Genomic DNA, 15,702 nt, shown 5'->3' on the forward strand with positions numbered 1-15,702 from the left:
GGCCCGCTCGTGGTCGAGAGCAGGCGATGTGGACGGCCGGCTCGTCTCCTCGACCGGTCGCTGCTGACAGTTCACTGCCAGGCTGCTGTGTTCATCGCCACATCATCCGTTTCGGTTACCAAATGTTGCGCTTTGGTTATCGAACCTGAGCGAACTGGGTCGACAACGGTGGCCAGCCAGCCGTCCACGGGTTCGCAGCCAGCCCTCGACAAATTTTTGTCCAAACCAGGCAGGAGGCCAAACGCCGACAGCCACCCGGGGTTCTCAGGTCCTGCGAGGAGCACACCGAAGCAGTCGGTGACGGTGCGGCGAGCGACACCACCACTGCCGCTCGCCCCACCGGGTACACAAACTCTCCAAGCGCCCACGCGGACGAGCGGTTCGGAGTAAGCAGCCCGCCGACTCTCCTCGCTGTGTTCACTCAAATCGGCGCAGTAGTCACCTTCACCGAGTTCATCAAGAAGATGGATCTATGCGCAGTGCTCGAACCGCCACATTGCCAGTTACCGTGCTCTATGCGAGGTTCGCAGGAACCTCTGCGCGCGTTCGGCCACTTCAGTTGTCGTTCCTTCATCCTTGGCGACTTTGTCCAAAAGCACATCACCGCGCCGCTGAGCAACTGCTGCAAAGGACTGCTGGACAATCTTCACCAAAGAATCTAGAAGCTGAGGCGAAGGAAGAGAAGTGGTCCCAGCAATCTCAGCTGCGGTTGGGCGGTGCTTTCGTGTGATGGCAATAGTCGCGAGCATAGTCAAATGTAGAAGAAAATCTTCGGCTTGTTCTCTATACCGCATCCTGAGGTGCTCTTCGCATACACGCAAAATTCTTATCGCCGCAGAGTACATCTCGATCGGATGAGTTTTGGAGAAAACGTACTCGTAGATTTCATCCTCAAAGATCCTCGAGAGTTCACCTCGGCCAGTATGAGGCAGTTGAGCGCACACACTTAGAACCGCTTGGCCCATCTGGTCAATCGTCACCAACTTCGATGATTGAACACCTTGATTTAAGTAAAAATTTTTACGACGTTCGTAGTACAGTTCGTGCGTACGTAGGTGTTCCTCGATTTGACGTTGCACCTTGTCAGTCGCGCGTACGGCGCTTATCCCTAAGTTGGTCTGACTGTTGGTAGCGCGAATGATCCGATCTCGAATCGCCTCGTCTTGAGCCTCAATTATCTTTACCAAAATTCCGCGTGTGTCTAAATCGCCAAGAGTTGAGCCGTCTCGAGATCTTTTATAAATCTCATGGGAGGTCTGCAGCCCATTAACTATTTGAGGCGACCCCAACTCCAGCGTTTTTCCAGACTGCTGAACCTTATCTGCAACGATCGTCACGCCATTATTCAGCCACCAGAAGTCAACATCTTGCTCATCGCTTTCCAGCGTCGATCTGATGCTCGCATTGACTCCGGTCTCGCCTTCGTAATCACGAACATTAGCTTCGAAGAGCGAGGAGTCGAGTTTGCCACTCTCGTCGGTAATAAACTTCTGGTAATTCATCAGACTTACGACCCCTATATACCCTCCCGTTCTATCCGTAGCGAGCGGAAACTCCGTCAAACTGAGAGAACGGTTGGTTACTGGCAACTCCCTCGCCATGTCCGCGACCCGAGACGCATCGAGAAAATCTATCTCAACGTTTGCCGAATTGAAACACGCGGTGAACGAATCCACGAGATTGCCTGACCTCGCGTAGGTATTTTCGTGCACATGATCGGCCTTCAGGGACGCAAATCCAAAGTACGCGGATAGCGTCGGCATTTCGAGCGAACGGTAAGACTCGAGAAATCGCCTGGTTATCTCAATGACTTTTGGGTTGAAGACCCTCGAGAGAGCTACCTCGTCGCGATCGAAATCAAGCAGCTTTGGAATATTTATTACCAATTTATCGATCGACGTCTCGCTAAACCCCGAGGAGTTTTTGACCTGGATGAAGATGAGGTCAAGATGCGCGCGTCGACCAAGCAACTGCATAGAAGCGTCATCGCGGACATGATATCCGTCTGCGAAAATATAGGCCGCATCAATTCCTCCGTCGTGCATACCGTCTACTACACTAGACAAAATGTCGTCGTGCGCCGGCTTGTACTCGCGAAGATAGTGTTTCGCCACGAAGTACGCTTCCTGAGCGGAATTAGAGAGAAACGAATTGTCGCCTCTCGAGCGCAGTAGCATGTCAGCAAGTAGAACTACATCGTTTGACGGCATCGGATCCTATTAGCGAATATAGATGGGCAGTAGGGAACTACTTCAAAGTACAGGTTGCGGTCTAGTCCGTCCTGAACATTAAGCGCGACACGCACCAACCAAGGGTTCATTATCGGCGCCCTGCTACCCGCCCACCCTCAAGAGTCCTTCCTGCGCACCCCGCTGAACTTTGGCCGACAGACTCGACAGTCAGCACGCGCGCGCTGGCTGTCGGTATCAAACCCATTCAAAACGACGAACACCACTCACCGGCGTCCGTCGTTCTACTTAGGCTATCCTTGCCATACTGCATTCGAGGTGACGAGGGAGGGATCGGCGGCGGTGGTGTCCCCACGCGCAAGGCGCGGTCGCGACCTGACCTTGCTGCTGGCCTTCCTCGGACTGCTCGCCGTCCTGGCCATCGCGTCGATCGCGATCGGCTCGCGCGCCCTGTCCCCCGGCACCGTCGTCGACGCGCTGTTCTCCCCCTCGTCGGCACCGGCCGACGTCGTCGGCATCGTGCGCGACCTCCGCATCCCGCGCACGGTCCTGGGGATCCTGGTGGGTCTGGCGATCGGCGCGGCCGGCGCGCTCGCCCAGGCCCACACCCGCAACCCCCTCGCCGATCCCGGACTGTTGGGTGTGAACGCCGGCGCGGCGTGCGCGGTCGTCGCCGGCGTCTATCTCCTGGGGATCACCGCGCCCATCGAGTACATGGGGTTCGGACTGCTCGGGGCCATGATCGCCGCGGGGCTGGTCTTCGGGACCTCGGCGCTCACACGAGGGGCCTCACCGCTGACACTGGTTCTCGCGGGCACCGGACTGTCGGCGATGCTGCTGGCCATCACCTCCGCGATCGTCCTCACCGACACCGCCTCCCTCGACGCGTGGCGGTTCTGGAACGTCGGATCGGTGGTGGGCCGCGGCACCGACGTCATCTGGGCGGCGACACCGTTCATCGCCGCCGGTCTCGTGCTCGCGCTCGGCAGCGGGTTCTTCCTCAACGTGCTGAGCCTCGGCGACGACATGTCGCGGTCGCTGGGCTCGCGCATCGTGACCGTCCGCGTCGCCGGCATCGCAGCCATCACGCTGCTCGCCGGTGCCGCGACCGCGGCCTGCGGGCCCATCGTCTTCCTCGGCCTCGTGGTGCCGCACCTCGCGCGCGCCGTGGTGGGCCCCGACTATCGGTGGATCGTGCCGTATTCGGCTGTGCTGGGCGCGATCCTGCTCGTCGCCTCCGACGTGATCGGACGCGTCATCGCCCGACCGGCCGAGATCCAGGTGGGCATCGTCCTCGCCGTCGTGGGCGCGCCGATGCTGATCAAGCTGGTGCGTTCACGACGTCTGGTGGCCGTATGACCGAGACCCGCGACCACCCCGCATCGGCCGCGGCACCCGGCACCGCTTCGGCAGCGCTGACCGTCCGCCGACGGGGGGTCGTGCGCGTCGGCTCCTTCTCGTTCCTGGTGGCGCCCCGCACCGTGATCGTCGGAGTCGTGGTCACCGCACTGGCGCTGGTGCTGTTCGCCGCGGGCATCGGTGTGGGCGACTACCCGTTGTCGGCGATCGACGTCGGGCGCATCCTGCTCGGTGGCGGCACGCGCGTCGAGAACGTGATCGTCTTCGACGTCGGTCTGCCCCGGGCGCTGGTGGCGGTGCTCGTCGGCATCGGCCTCGGGTTGTCCGGCGCGCTCACCCAGACCATCGCGCGCAATCCGCTGGCCACCCCCGACGTCCTCGGCATCACCGCCGGCGCGAGCGCCGCGGCGGTGTTCGGCATCGCGTTCGGTTCGGGCTGGGGCTCGTGGTTCGCCGACGTCGGCACCCCGATATCCGCGCTCGTCGGCGCGGGGATCGGCGCGCTGCTCATGTACCTGCTGGCCTGGCGCGGCGGCATCGACGCATTCCGGCTCGTCCTGGTCGGCGTCGCCCTCACGTGGGTGTTCCAGGCGCTCGTCGCCTTCGGACTCACCCGCGCGCGCATCAACGACGTCGGTCGCGCCCAACGCTGGCTCATCGGGTCGGTCTCCGACGCCACCTGGGCGTCGGTGACCACCCTGAGCGTCACACTCGTCGCCGCGGTGATCGCGGTGACGGCGGTCCGGCGCGGAAGTGGGGTGCTCGGACTCGGCGAGGACCTCGCCCGCGGCCTGGGGGTGCGCACCTCCGGCGTCACCGCGGTCGCACTGGTGGTCGCCGTCGTGGTCGCGGCCATCACCGTCTCCGCCGCCGGACCCATCGCCTTCGTCGCGCTGCTCGCCCCGCAGATCGCCCTGCGGCTCTGCGCCACGCCGGCACCACCACCGATCATCTCCGGCATCGTCGGCGGGGTCCTCGTGGTCGGCTCGGACCTGCTGTGCCGCAGCCTGTTACCCGCCGGACTGTCAGTGGGTGTCGTGACCGCGGGCATCGGCGGGCCGTTCCTGATCTACCTCATGATCGCCGTCTCGCGAAAGGCGTCCGCATGACCCCCGAAGCCATCAGCACCGACGCGTTGCTCACCTCGACACGCCTGTCCGCGACCGGCCTCACCGTCGGATACGACGCCGACCCCGTCATCGCCGATCTCGACGTCGCCATCCCCGACGGTCAGGTGACGACGGTCGTCGGGCCGAACGGCTGCGGCAAGTCGACCCTGCTGCGCTCCCTGGCACGGTTACTCCGTCCACGGTCGGGCACCGTGCTGCTCGACGGCACCGACATCGCCGGTCAGAAGCCGCGCGACGTCGCCCGCACCCTCGGCCTGCTGCCGCAGAACCCCATCGCCCCTGAGGGTCTGACGGTCGTCGATCTCGTCGCGCGCGGACGCCATCCGCATCAGAGTTGGTATCGACAGTGGTCGGCCGACGACGAGAAGGCCGTCGCGACGGCGATGGCGATGACCGGCACCGACACCCTCGCCGACCGCCCGGTCTCGGCGCTGTCGGGTGGGCAGCGTCAACGGGTGTGGATCGCGCTCACCCTCGCCCAGGAGACCGATCTGCTACTGCTCGACGAACCGACGACGTTCCTCGATCTGGCGCATGCCGTCGACGTCCTTGATCTCGTGCACACGCTGTGCGCCGAGCACGGCAAGACGATCGTGATGGTGCTGCACGATCTCAATCTCGCTGCCCGCTACAGCGATCGACTGATCGTGATGCGCGACGGGGCCGTTCTCACCGAGGGGTCGCCGACCGACGTCGTGACGCCCGAACTCCTCGAGGCCGCGTTCGGGCTGCGGTCGATGGTGCTCACCGACCCGGTGTCGGGTGGGCCGCTCATCGTGCCCCTCGGTCGCGCGCACGCCGACTGACCCTCCGCCAGTTGGGCCGTCGTCCGCCCCCGTTGGGCCGTTGTTGTCGCTGGGTGGGCCGCAGCCCGAAAACGCTCCGAGGTGGTCGGTGCCGCTCGCCCGGCGCGGCCCCACGGACATCGACAACGGAGCACCGGGCGTTTCACGACGGCCCAACAGACGCATACAACGGCCCACCTGACGCCAACGACGGCCCAACTGGGGTGGTGGGGTCAGATCGCGATGGCGCCGGTGAGCCAGGTGCCGGCCGCGAAGAGCGATGCGGTGAGCTCGATCCCGATGGCGACGACGGCGGCGCGGGCCGCGGCGATCGCGCCGCGACGTCCGGCGGTGACGCTGCGGGCCGGGGCCCACTCGGCGGCGAACGCGCCGGCGAGGAACCCGATGGGCAGTCCGATCACGGGGATGACGAAGAACCCGACGATGCCGACGAGGCCACCGATCATGATGGTGCGGTTGGAGATCCCCGACTTCTTCATCGACGATCCCGCGACGAGATACTTCAGCACCGCGGCGGCCACGATCAGCGCGACCGCGACACCCGCCACGGCCCAGGCCCATCCGCCCTCGAACGCCGCCCACACCACGATCGCCAGTCCGACGAGCGACGGACCGGGCAGCATCGGGATCACCGTGCCCACGAGGCCGATGGCGATCACGAGCGCGACGATCAGCTCACCGGCGACCGGCATCTACTTCTCCACGGTGATGTTGCGGCCCGAGGGGGCGGGTTCGCGGGATTCCGCAGCGGTGTCGAACAGCGCGGTCGGCGCCGACTCCGGTTCCTGCCGATCCTGCTGCGCGTCCTCGGATCCCGTCTGCGACTCGGTGTCGACGGCGTCGGGTCGGGCCAGCGGGCTGCGCTCGGTCTCGACGTCGGCGCCCACCGACGACACCCCGGGGACGTCGGGCGCGGGGGTCGCCGGTATCCGGTCGGTGGACGGCCCCGGGGGCGGACCGTCGAGGACCGATGGCGCAGACGCGGGCGGCGCGACACGAGGGGTGGCCGCCGTGCTGACCGGACGGACAAGTGCCGCAGCGTCGTTCGCACGACGGCGCGCACCGGCGATGTCGTCGGCGGTGGCCACCACCACGCCCATCCGTCGACGGGTATAGCTCTCGGGCTTGCCGAACAGCCGGATGTCGGTCTCGGGGATCGTCAGTGCGGCGGCGACGTTCTCGAATCCGATGGCCGCCTCGTCGCGTCCGCCGTAGATCACGGCCGACGCACCCGGGCTGGCGAGGGTGACGTCGACGGGCAGACCGAGGATGGCGCGCGCGTGCATCTCGAACTCGGAGAGGCGCTGCGTCGCCAGGGTCACCAGGCCGGTGTCGTGCGGACGAGGGCTCACCTCGGAGAAGTAGACGTCGTCACCCTTGACGAACATCTCGACACCGAAGATGCCTCGGCCGCCGAGCTTTCCGTCGCCCAGGGCGGTGACGATGCGCGCCGCGATCGACATGGCCGCTCCGTGCGCCACCGGGCTCATCGGTTGCGGCTGCCAGCTCTCCACGTAGTCGCCGCGTTCCTGACGGTGACCGATGGGCGCGCAGAAGTGGGTGGTGAGGGTGCCGGTCGCCGGGTCGACCGCGCGGACGGTGAGCAGGGTGATCTCGTAGTCGAAATCGACGAAACCCTCCACGATGACGCGGCCACCGGCCACGCGCGCACCCGATGCGGCCGTCTCCCATGCCGCGGCGAGATCCTCGGGACCGCGCAGCATCGACTGGCCCTTGCCCGACGACGACATCGTCGGCTTCACCAGACACGGGTAGCCGACACGGTCGGCGGCCACGGTCAGCTGCTCGAGCGAGTCGGCGAAGGCGTATGCCGACGTCGGCAGGCCCAGCTCGGAATCGGCCAGACGCCGGATGCCCTCGCGGTTCATGGTCAGTGACGTCGCGCGGGCGGTCGGGATCACCTCGGTGATGCCGCGCCGCTCGGCCTCTTCGAGCGCGCTGGTCGCGATGGCCTCGATCTCGGGGACCACGTAGTCGGGCCGCTGGTCGATGATCAGGCCGAGCAGCGCGTCGTGATCGGTCATGTCCATCACGAAACCGTGGTGGGCGACCTGGTGACCGGGCGCGTTGTGATAGCGGTCGACGGCGATGACCTCGACACCGAGTCGCTGGAACGCGATCACGACCTCTTTGCCGAGTTCGCCGGCGCCGAGCAGCATGACCCGTGTCGCCGAGGGCGACAGCGGCGTACCGATCCGCGGCGAACCGGCGGGGACGGGTCCGATCGCCGACGGCGGGACCCCCGGGGCAGGACGGGGCGGAACGGGACCGCGACCGGTGGGCGGCACGCCGGCCGGGGGACGTGACACCGGTGGGCGTGGCGGCGGAACGGGGCGCGGAGTGGGTCGCGGTCCGGGGGAGGTCATGGGTTTCTCGTTTCTCGAGCCGGCTCTAGCCGAGCTCGGCGTGCACGTAGCACCAGCGCCACGCCTCACCCGGCTCGGCCGAGCGCATCACGGGATGCTGCGAGCTCTTGTGGTGGGCGGTCGCGTGCTTGCGGGGGCTCGAATCGCAGCACCCGATGTAACCGCAGGTCAGGCACCGGCGCAGATGGGCCCAGTGCTCGACACCCTCGGCCTCGCAGCCCTCGCACTGATCGGCGCGGCCACGCACGGGGTCGTCGGTGGGATCGGCGGAGGTCGCGAGCAGGTCCGCACACGCCCCGGGTTCGGGGGTGTCGGTGGCCACATCGGACGGGCCGATCAGTCGGTGCATCACCGATCGTCGTATGGATCGCACCTGCACAGTGTCCCGTATCCGGAGTGCATTCGGCCACCTGGTCACCGAACCGAGGTCCGGGCGAGATAATCCCGGCGAACCGATACTGTCAGCCCTCATGGACGCCTCGATCCTCGTGGTGCTCGTCGCCGCGCTGGCCGTCGCGGCGCTCGCCCGCCGCTATCAACTCGCCTCACCCCTCATCCTGGTGCTCGTCGGCCTGGGCATCAGCTGGATTCCCGGGCTGCCGATCGTCGGCCTCGACCCCGACGTCGTGCTGTTCATCATCCTGCCGCCGCTGCTGTACTCCGCGGCCCAGGACAGCTCGTACGTCGCCTTGCGCCGCAACATCCGCGCCATTGGTCTGCTGGCCGTGGCACTGCCCCTCGTGACCACCGTGGTGGTCGGGTTCGTGGCGTACTGGTCACTGCCGCAACTGCCGTTGGTCGCCGCGCTCGTCCTCGGTGCGGTCGTCGCGCCGCCCGACGCGGTCTCGGCCACGGCGATCGGCCGGCGACTCGGGTTGCCGCGCAAGGTGACCACGCTGCTCGGCGGCGAGAGTCTCCTCAATGACGCGACCGCGCTGACGGCCTACCGGCTCGCGCTCGGCGCGGCGGTCGGTGCGACGACGAGTGTCTGGGGCGGCATCGCCCTGTTCGCCGAGGCCGCGATCGGCGGCGTTGTGGTGGGTCTCGTCCTCGGGGTGATCGTGTCGAAGATCCGCCAGTGGCTGACCGACCCTCCGATGGAGACCGCGCTGGGCATCGTCATCCCGTTCGCGACCTATTTCGTCGCCGAGGAGGTGCACGCCTCGGGGGTGATCGCGGTCGTGGTCGTCGGGTTGTACCTGGGCCAGCGCTCGGCCCGCGAGGGGTACGCGACCCGTCTGCAGGACAGCGCCGTGTGGCGGTCGATCGACGTGATGCTCGAGTCGTTCGTGTTCCTGCTCATCGGGTTGCAGCTGCCCGAGGTCATCCGCGGACTCCGCGGCCACTCGGTCGGCGCCATCATCTGGGCGGCGGTCGCCGTGCTGTCGACGGTGATCGTGGTCCGCATGATCTGGATGTTCCCGGCGACCTATCTACCCCGGGTGTTCTCGGCGAAGCTGCGCGAACGCGAGAGTGCACCCCCGGCCGGCGCGGTGTTCGTCGTCGCGTGGTCGGGCATGCGCGGGGTGGTGAGTCTGGCCGCGGCGTTCGCGATCCCCCTGACCACCGACGACGGCTCGGCCTTCCCCGCGCGCGACGAGATCATCTTCCTCACCTTCGTCGTCACGGTCGGCACCCTGCTGCTGCAGGGCACCACCCTGCCGTGGCTGATCCGACGACTCGGGGTGCAGAGCAACGAGCGGCGATCGGACCTGTTGGCGTTGGCCGCGGCCCAGGATCGCGCCGGCCGTGCCGCCGGGGCGCGGTTGGACGAGCTCGCCGAGGGCATTCCCGAGCACGACGCGATGCACGAACAGGTCGAGATCCTGCGTCGCTGGTTGCGATCGCGGAAGAACCTGGCGTGGGAAGAACTCGGCCGCGGTGAGGACGAACTCGGCGAGAGCCCGACGGTCGCGGTCAACCGGATCCGCACCGAGCTGCTGCAGATCCAGCGTGAGGTGTTCATCGCCGAGCGCGACGCCGGCCGCATCGACGACGAGGTGATGCGTCGGGTGCTGAGCCAACTCGACCTCGCCGAAGGGCTCTCCGACCGCCGGTCGCGGTCGGGCGAATGACCTAGCCGAGCAGGGTCTTGCGGTCGGTGTGGAAGAACGTCACCAGGGTCGCCGCACCGCACAGGGCCGCCGCGCCGAACAGCAGGTATCCGCTGTCGATGATGGTCCCGACGATGCCGCCGAACACCGCGCCCACGATGAACCCTGCGTAGAGCAGGGCGTAGCCGAGCCAGTCGTACATGGTGCCGCCGCCACGGAAGTGGCGTTCGGCCCCCTGGCCCAGTTTCACCAGCGTGCCGGTCACGTAGCTCAGCGGGATCGACACCTCACCGTTCTTCACGAATGCGGCGTTGAGCGCCCCGACGGAGAACGCGACGATGATGATCGGCCAGTAGGTGACGTTGTTCTCCTTGAACCCGCTGAGCACCAGGTCGGTCATCCCGGCGACGAACAGACCGATCGTCGTCAACACGGTGGTGCCGTGCGGATGGTTGTTCCAGAACCGGCGTCGGCAGTACATCGCGACGAAGACCCCCGCCACGAAGGCGACGATGATGAATCCGGCGTTCAACGCCGTCGGACCGATGACACCGCGGGCGCGTGTCGTCTCGAAACCCTGGAGCGCCGCGCGTTCGGTGTTGCCGGTCATGAACGTGACGAAATATCCGTCGGAATCGAGAAAGGCTGCCGCCCCTATCATCCCGGCGACGGCGGCCAGAACCCACGACAGCCGGGCGTCGGTACCCACCGCATCTTCTTTGCTGATCATCAATCGCTAATCTAGGTCACTCTCGGGCCACCGTCGTCACGACCGGAGAGCATCACAAATTCAGACCGATGCCGCTGTGGACGAGTCGATGTCCCCGTCCTTCTTGTCCCCGTCGGTCCGTGTCTTGTCGGTCCGGGTCTCGCCGGCCGGGGTGGCCGGCGGCGTCGCGGCGAAGACGACCGTCTCCTCGGTGCGGCCGCGCAGGCTCACCGACTCCTGCTCCTCCCAGTGTCCCGATTCGGCGTCGGCCGCCCGCACCGCGCGCTCGGACGCGAGTGGTCGGGTGGGGTCGCGCTTCGCGAGTTCGCTCAGACGGGCCGACTCGTTCACGGCGTCGCCGATGACGGTGTACTCGAAACGCTGGATCGCTCCGACGTTCCCGGCCACCACCGGGCCGTAACTGACGCCGATGCCCGCGCTCAGTTCGGGCACCTCCTGCGCCAGTCGCTGCGAGATCGCGCGGCTCGCCGCCAGGGCCGCACCCGCGCAGTCGTCGAGGTCGATGGGCGCACCGAAGACGGCAAGAACGGCGTCGCCCTCGAACTTGTTGACCAGCCCGCTGCGCTCCTCGACCTCCTGCACGATGACCGCGAAGAACCGGTTGAGGATCGACACGACCTCCGACGGGGAGCGCTCCGACGCGAGCCGCGTGGAGCCGATCACGTCGACGAAGACGATTGCGACCGTACGTTCGGTGCCGCCGAGCTCGGGATCGCTGGAGAGGGCCGCCTCGGCGACGTCGCGGCCGACGTGACGGCCGAAGAGGTCCTGCAGGCGCTCGCGTTCACGGAGACCGGTGACCATGGAGTTGAAGCCGGCCTGCAGCTCACCGAGCTCGGTGCCGTCGAAGATGACGACCTCGACGTCGGTCTTGCCCTCGCTGACCTTCTTCATGCCCGCGCGGACGCTACGGATCGGCGCGACCACGTGAGTCGTGTTGAGGACCGTGAGCAGCAAGCCGGTGAACAACGCCGTCGCGACGAGGACGGTGACACCGGTGAAGATGTCGATCTTGTCGGTCTCGGAGCGGAACAGCGAGAAGCCGGTGACGAGGAAGATCCCGACAATGGGGATGCCCGAGCCGACGGACCATGAGATCAACGCGCGGGTACGCAGGGCGCTGCGCTTGCGGCGGAGTTTCACGTCGGCGTTGATCACCTGCGCCGCGATGGGCCGCAGCGAGAACTCGCTGAGCAGGTACGAGATGGCGCACACCACCGTGCCGGACAGGCCCACCACGAAGAAGATCTTCGGGATCAGTGCCGGGTCGAGCACTCCGTAACAGATGGTGAACATGATGATCGCGCCGATCCAGAACGACGCCTGCAGCGCGGTGAGCTTCCACGGCGTGCGCCGCGCGCGACGAGCCTCCTTGCGGGTGGGCTCACGATCCCGGATCGCCCACCGCAGCTGCCGCACGATCAACGTCGTCCCGATGATCACCCCGAAGACCAGGGCGGCGAGGACGTAGATCGGCAGGGCGATGAAGTTGACCCACCAGAACTTCGCTTCGAACACCGACGGCTCGGGGATGCCGACGCTGGCCAGCACGACCGCCATGATCGCGCCGATGGTGTTGGAGATGACGATGGAGCCGGTCAGCAGGATCTGGATGCGGATGCGCTGCTTGCGCGGACTGTCGTCGACCGAGCCCAGGATGATCGATCCGAAATCGGCGTTGCGCCGGTTGCGTCCCATGGCTCCCTGCTTCGGTATCCGCCGCAGGCATCCGCCGGGGTGGCTGTAGGGAGCAATCTACCCGCGTGGGCATCACTCCCGACGGATATCGGTGCGGTGCAGTACGCGACCGCTGGTGTCGCAGAGGTCGACGGTCATGGTGGTGCCGAACCCGTCGATGCGGACCTCGCCGAAATGCTGGAACTCCGTGGTGATCGGCGAGACGTTCGCGGCCGTCGGGGCGTGGACGAAGACCTGGTCGACGCCGAAGGTGCCGTCGAGCTTGCCGGCCGGGAACGCACCGGCGTGCAACGGGCCCGAGACGAACTCCCAGAACGGGTGGAAGTCGGTGTGGGCGGCGCGCGAGGGGTCGTAGCGGTTGGCCGCGGTGTAATGCACGTCGGCGGTGAGCCACACGACGTTGCGGACGTTCCTGGTGCGCGAGAGGAACTGCGCCAGTTCGGTTTCACGGCCGAGCGGCCTGCCGTTGTCGCCCTGGCCGACGGCCTCGATGCCGTCGGCGTCGCCATAGGTCGTGTCGGGGACGACGATGCCCAGCGGCAGGTCGTTGGCGACGATCTTCCACACCGCGCGTGACGAGTTCAGTCCGTCGGTGAGCCATCTCGCCTGGCGTGCACCGAGGATGTGGCCGGAGGCGTTGCGGGCGTTCGAGTTCGAGTCCTTGTAGCTGCGCATGTCGAGGATGAAGATGTCGAGCAGCGGGCCGTAGGACACCTTGCGGTAGACGCGACCGTCGACGGCGTCGACCGGGGTGACCGGCTGCCATTCGTGGAAGGCCTGCAGTGCGCGACGCGAGAGGACGTCGGCGCGACGCTCCTGCGTATAGGCCGGGTTCGCGACGATCTCGCCGGGGAACCAGTTGTTGAACGTCTCGTGGTCGTCCCACTGCACCAGTTGTGTTGTCGAGGCGGCGAAGCGTCGGTAGTTGGTGTCGGACATGTTGTAGCTGTGGTTGCCGCGGAACTCCTCGAGGGTCTGCGCGACATCGGATTTCGCCTCGGTCACCACGTTGCGCCACACGCGGCCGTCGTCGAGCGTGACCGTCTCCTTCAGCGGCCCGTCGGCGTAGACGGTGTCACCGGAGTGGATGAACAGGTCGGCGTTGCGGTCGGCGAGGGTGGAGAAGCCGTGGAGGCCGCCGATGGCTTCGTTGATGCCCCAGCCCTGACCCACGACGTCGCCCGACCAGTTGAGCGTGATCGCTCCGGGCAGGACCGGGGCGGTGCGGAAGGTGCCGGTGAGTGGTTGCGACCGGGTGCCGCGGTCGGATTCGAGCGTCACGCGGTAGTGGATGGTCGCGCCGGCGGGGTGTCCGGTGACGCGGACACGTCCGGTGCCGTCGGTGGCGGGTGTGACCATCGGGCCCACGAAGCGGCGCGGAAAAGCGAAGTTCTCGAACAGCGATGTCTCGACGATCATCCGCGCCGGGGTGTCCGACCGCGCCCAGATGAGGGCACCGTCGGGTCGGGGATCACCCGAGGCTATGCCGTGGGTGAGCGTCGGCCGGGCGCGGATCAGTGCCGGCGTGGCGGCGGCCTGGGGCGCGAGCAGTCCGGCTGCGGGGATCAGCAGGCCCGCGGCGGCGGAGGAACGCAGGAACGTACGACGTGAGACAGACACGCCAAGAGATCTTTCCCCTCGCACACGAACACCGGGTTACGGCAAGGCGTACGGCGGAGTGGTACGGCTGAGTGTGTGGAAAGCCGAGCAGAGTGTGCTGACAGCGCGCAGTGACCGGCGAGCAAGACAACGCACACTCGGCGAAGGCTTTCCGCACAGTCAGCGGCGGTATAACGCCACCACAGATCAGGCCGCCGGGTGCAGGTGAACCCGCGGCCAGGTGATGTCGAACCGCCGACTCAACGCAGGGACGGCGTCAGGTGGGTTCCGGTATCGCTCGAGAAGTTCGTCGATGCGGTGTAGCTGGTTGGCGCGGAGGGCATGGGGTGGGTCGGTGTTGCGTCGCCAGCCGTAGCGGCCTTTGTCGGGGCCGTCGGTGATCTTCTCTGTGGTCCACTGGTGGGGTTCGGTGCCGACGGCCCGGTTGTGGGGTCCGCATGCGGGTGCCAGGTGCGGCGAGTCGGTGAGACCACCGTCCGCCCAGTCCTGTTCGGCGTGATGCATTTCGGTGTGCGCGAACGGCGTCGGGCAGTCGTCCTTACTGCAGCCCTTGTACCTCGCGAACGCCATCAGCCGCTGAGCCTGTGAAGCGAGCCGGCGAGACCGGCCGAAGAACAGCGGCTCGTTGGTGACGTCGCTGAACACCGCGAGATGAGTCTGCGCTGTCGCGGCCAGCTTGACCACGTTGGAGATGGGCAGATCGCTGCCGGTCGCGGTGCGCGCGACCCCGGCGTGCTCACGAAGCTGGGCGTCGGTGATGGAGACGATGATCTGCGGCGGTAGCCCGCGATGCGACCGACCGAGGAGACCACCGTTGACCGCGGCATCGAGTAGTGCTTTCAACGCATCGTGATTGCGTTGACTCTGCGAGCGGCAATCCCGATCGGCCGCTTCCCGCAGCACATCGCTGCTGATCTCACTGCCGTCACCGCGGGGTGACTGGTCGTCGTCGGGATTGTTCATCCCCGGTGCCGCCCACTTGGCGAGCACGACATCAAACAGCGCACGCGTGATCGGATCCAACGTGGCGGTCAACTTCGACATCAACTGCGAGTCCTGGCAGCCCAGCGACAGTTTCCGGTTCCGGGCACGGTCACGGTCGTCGGTCAACCGGCCATCTGGATCGAGGTGAGCGAGGATCCGCACGCCGGCCGCGGCGATCTCTTTCGGCGTCAGTGCTGTGGCGAACTCGGCCAGGGTCTGCTCGGCAAGGGCCCGGTGCTCGGGTTCGATCGCGGTGGGGATCTTGGCCATCACGTCGAGTACGGCGTGGACGTGGTCGGGGCCGATCGACCCTGCGGCCAATTCCCGTGCGGTGTGCGGGCACACCGGCGGTAGCTTCTCGCCGGTCATCGCGTGCATCGGCTCCAGCGCCTGTACTTCTTTCAGACGCTTCTTCGGTTGCGTCACGCGCAGTTTCGTCTGCAGGAACTCGGTGACGGTCACGCAACCGACGGCGCGGTGCGCGTCGCGGTCGGAGACCTCGAGGATGCGGCGGTTACCGGCGGACTGGAGTTGGCGGACAGCGGTTTCATGGGTGATCGCCAACTGCACGACTGTCTCGTCGTCGTAGGCGTCTGAGGTCTCTTCGGCGATCTCTCTCACAAGGGATTGCAGGGCAGCGTATTTCGCGACGAGATCGCTCACGGACTGCCCCCTCCCCAGGTGGTTCTGTACATCCAGGTTAGCACGGATGTTCGAGGCGTGGGGAGTTGATTTCAGTGAATAG

The 15,702-nt window shown here is 66.5% G+C and carries 12 protein-coding genes; 4 read left to right on the top strand and 8 right to left on the bottom strand.

Annotated features, from left to right (window positions below; translation table 11 throughout):
• Positions 1–503 precede the first annotated feature (503 nt).
• Complete coding sequence (locus ACQ7HM_RS02935) at positions 504–2,210, bottom strand: AIPR family protein (protein ID WP_434214734.1); 1,707 nt, start codon at positions 2,208–2,210, stop codon at positions 504–506.
• Positions 2,211–2,534: 324 nt separating this feature from the next.
• Here ACQ7HM_RS02935 and ACQ7HM_RS02940 point away from each other — a divergent pair, with 324 nt between their 5' ends.
• The 3 genes from ACQ7HM_RS02940 to ACQ7HM_RS02950 are packed head-to-tail and all read left to right on the top strand — an operon-like array spanning position 2,535 to position 5,484.
• The gene (locus ACQ7HM_RS02940) at positions 2,535–3,548 is read left to right on the top strand and encodes a FecCD family ABC transporter permease (protein ID WP_434214735.1); all 1,014 of its coding nucleotides are present in this window, start codon (positions 2,535–2,537) and stop codon (positions 3,546–3,548) included.
• The gene (locus ACQ7HM_RS02945) at positions 3,545–4,657 is read left to right on the top strand and encodes a FecCD family ABC transporter permease (protein WP_434214736.1); all 1,113 of its coding nucleotides are present in this window, start codon (positions 3,545–3,547) and stop codon (positions 4,655–4,657) included. The genes ACQ7HM_RS02940 and ACQ7HM_RS02945 overlap by 4 nt, the downstream gene beginning before the upstream one ends.
• Positions 4,654–5,484, top strand: a complete 831-nt coding sequence (locus ACQ7HM_RS02950; protein WP_434214737.1) for an ABC transporter ATP-binding protein — start codon at positions 4,654–4,656, stop codon at positions 5,482–5,484. The genes ACQ7HM_RS02945 and ACQ7HM_RS02950 overlap by 4 nt, the downstream gene beginning before the upstream one ends.
• A gap of 212 nt (positions 5,485–5,696) precedes the next feature.
• On the opposite strand, the gene ACQ7HM_RS02955 is transcribed toward ACQ7HM_RS02950, so the two are convergent.
• Genes ACQ7HM_RS02955 through ACQ7HM_RS02965 form a run of 3 tightly spaced genes read right to left on the bottom strand, consistent with a single transcriptional unit; the run spans position 5,697 to position 8,220 of the window.
• The gene (locus tag ACQ7HM_RS02955) at positions 5,697–6,176 is read right to left on the bottom strand and encodes a DUF456 domain-containing protein (RefSeq protein WP_434214738.1); all 480 of its coding nucleotides are present in this window, start codon (positions 6,174–6,176) and stop codon (positions 5,697–5,699) included.
• Complete coding sequence (gene purT / locus ACQ7HM_RS02960) at positions 6,177–7,871, bottom strand: formate-dependent phosphoribosylglycinamide formyltransferase (RefSeq protein ID WP_434214739.1); 1,695 nt, start codon at positions 7,869–7,871, stop codon at positions 6,177–6,179.
• Between the two features lie 25 nt (positions 7,872–7,896).
• Positions 7,897–8,220: a UBP-type zinc finger domain-containing protein gene (locus tag ACQ7HM_RS02965; protein ID WP_434215614.1), complete on the bottom strand. Its 324-nt coding sequence runs from the start codon at positions 8,218–8,220 to the stop codon at positions 7,897–7,899.
• Between the two features lie 121 nt (positions 8,221–8,341).
• On the opposite strand from ACQ7HM_RS02965, the gene ACQ7HM_RS02970 reads away from it, so the two are divergent.
• Complete coding sequence (locus tag ACQ7HM_RS02970; protein ID WP_434214740.1) at positions 8,342–9,946, top strand: Na+/H+ antiporter; 1,605 nt, start codon at positions 8,342–8,344, stop codon at positions 9,944–9,946.
• 1 nt (position 9,947) lies between these two features.
• On the opposite strand, the gene ACQ7HM_RS02975 is transcribed toward ACQ7HM_RS02970, so the two are convergent.
• From ACQ7HM_RS02975 to ACQ7HM_RS02990, 4 genes are all read right to left on the bottom strand, one after another.
• Complete coding sequence (locus ACQ7HM_RS02975; protein ID WP_434214741.1) at positions 9,948–10,655, bottom strand: YoaK family protein; 708 nt, start codon at positions 10,653–10,655, stop codon at positions 9,948–9,950.
• Between the two features lie 60 nt (positions 10,656–10,715).
• Complete coding sequence (locus ACQ7HM_RS02980; protein WP_434214742.1) at positions 10,716–12,353, bottom strand: adenylate/guanylate cyclase domain-containing protein; 1,638 nt, start codon at positions 12,351–12,353, stop codon at positions 10,716–10,718.
• Between the two features lie 72 nt (positions 12,354–12,425).
• Positions 12,426–13,973 (bottom strand): alkaline phosphatase D family protein, encoded by a 1,548-nt coding sequence (locus ACQ7HM_RS02985; RefSeq protein WP_434214743.1) that lies wholly within the window; start codon positions 13,971–13,973, stop codon positions 12,426–12,428.
• Positions 13,974–14,159: 186 nt separating this feature from the next.
• Positions 14,160–15,620, bottom strand: a complete 1,461-nt coding sequence (locus ACQ7HM_RS02990) for a DUF222 domain-containing protein (protein WP_434214744.1) — start codon at positions 15,618–15,620, stop codon at positions 14,160–14,162.
• Between the last annotated feature and the right edge of the window lie 82 nt (positions 15,621–15,702).

It is taken from the genome of Williamsia sp. MIQD14, assembly GCF_051025635.1.
Lineage (GTDB): Bacteria > Actinomycetota > Actinomycetes > Mycobacteriales > Mycobacteriaceae > Williamsia_A.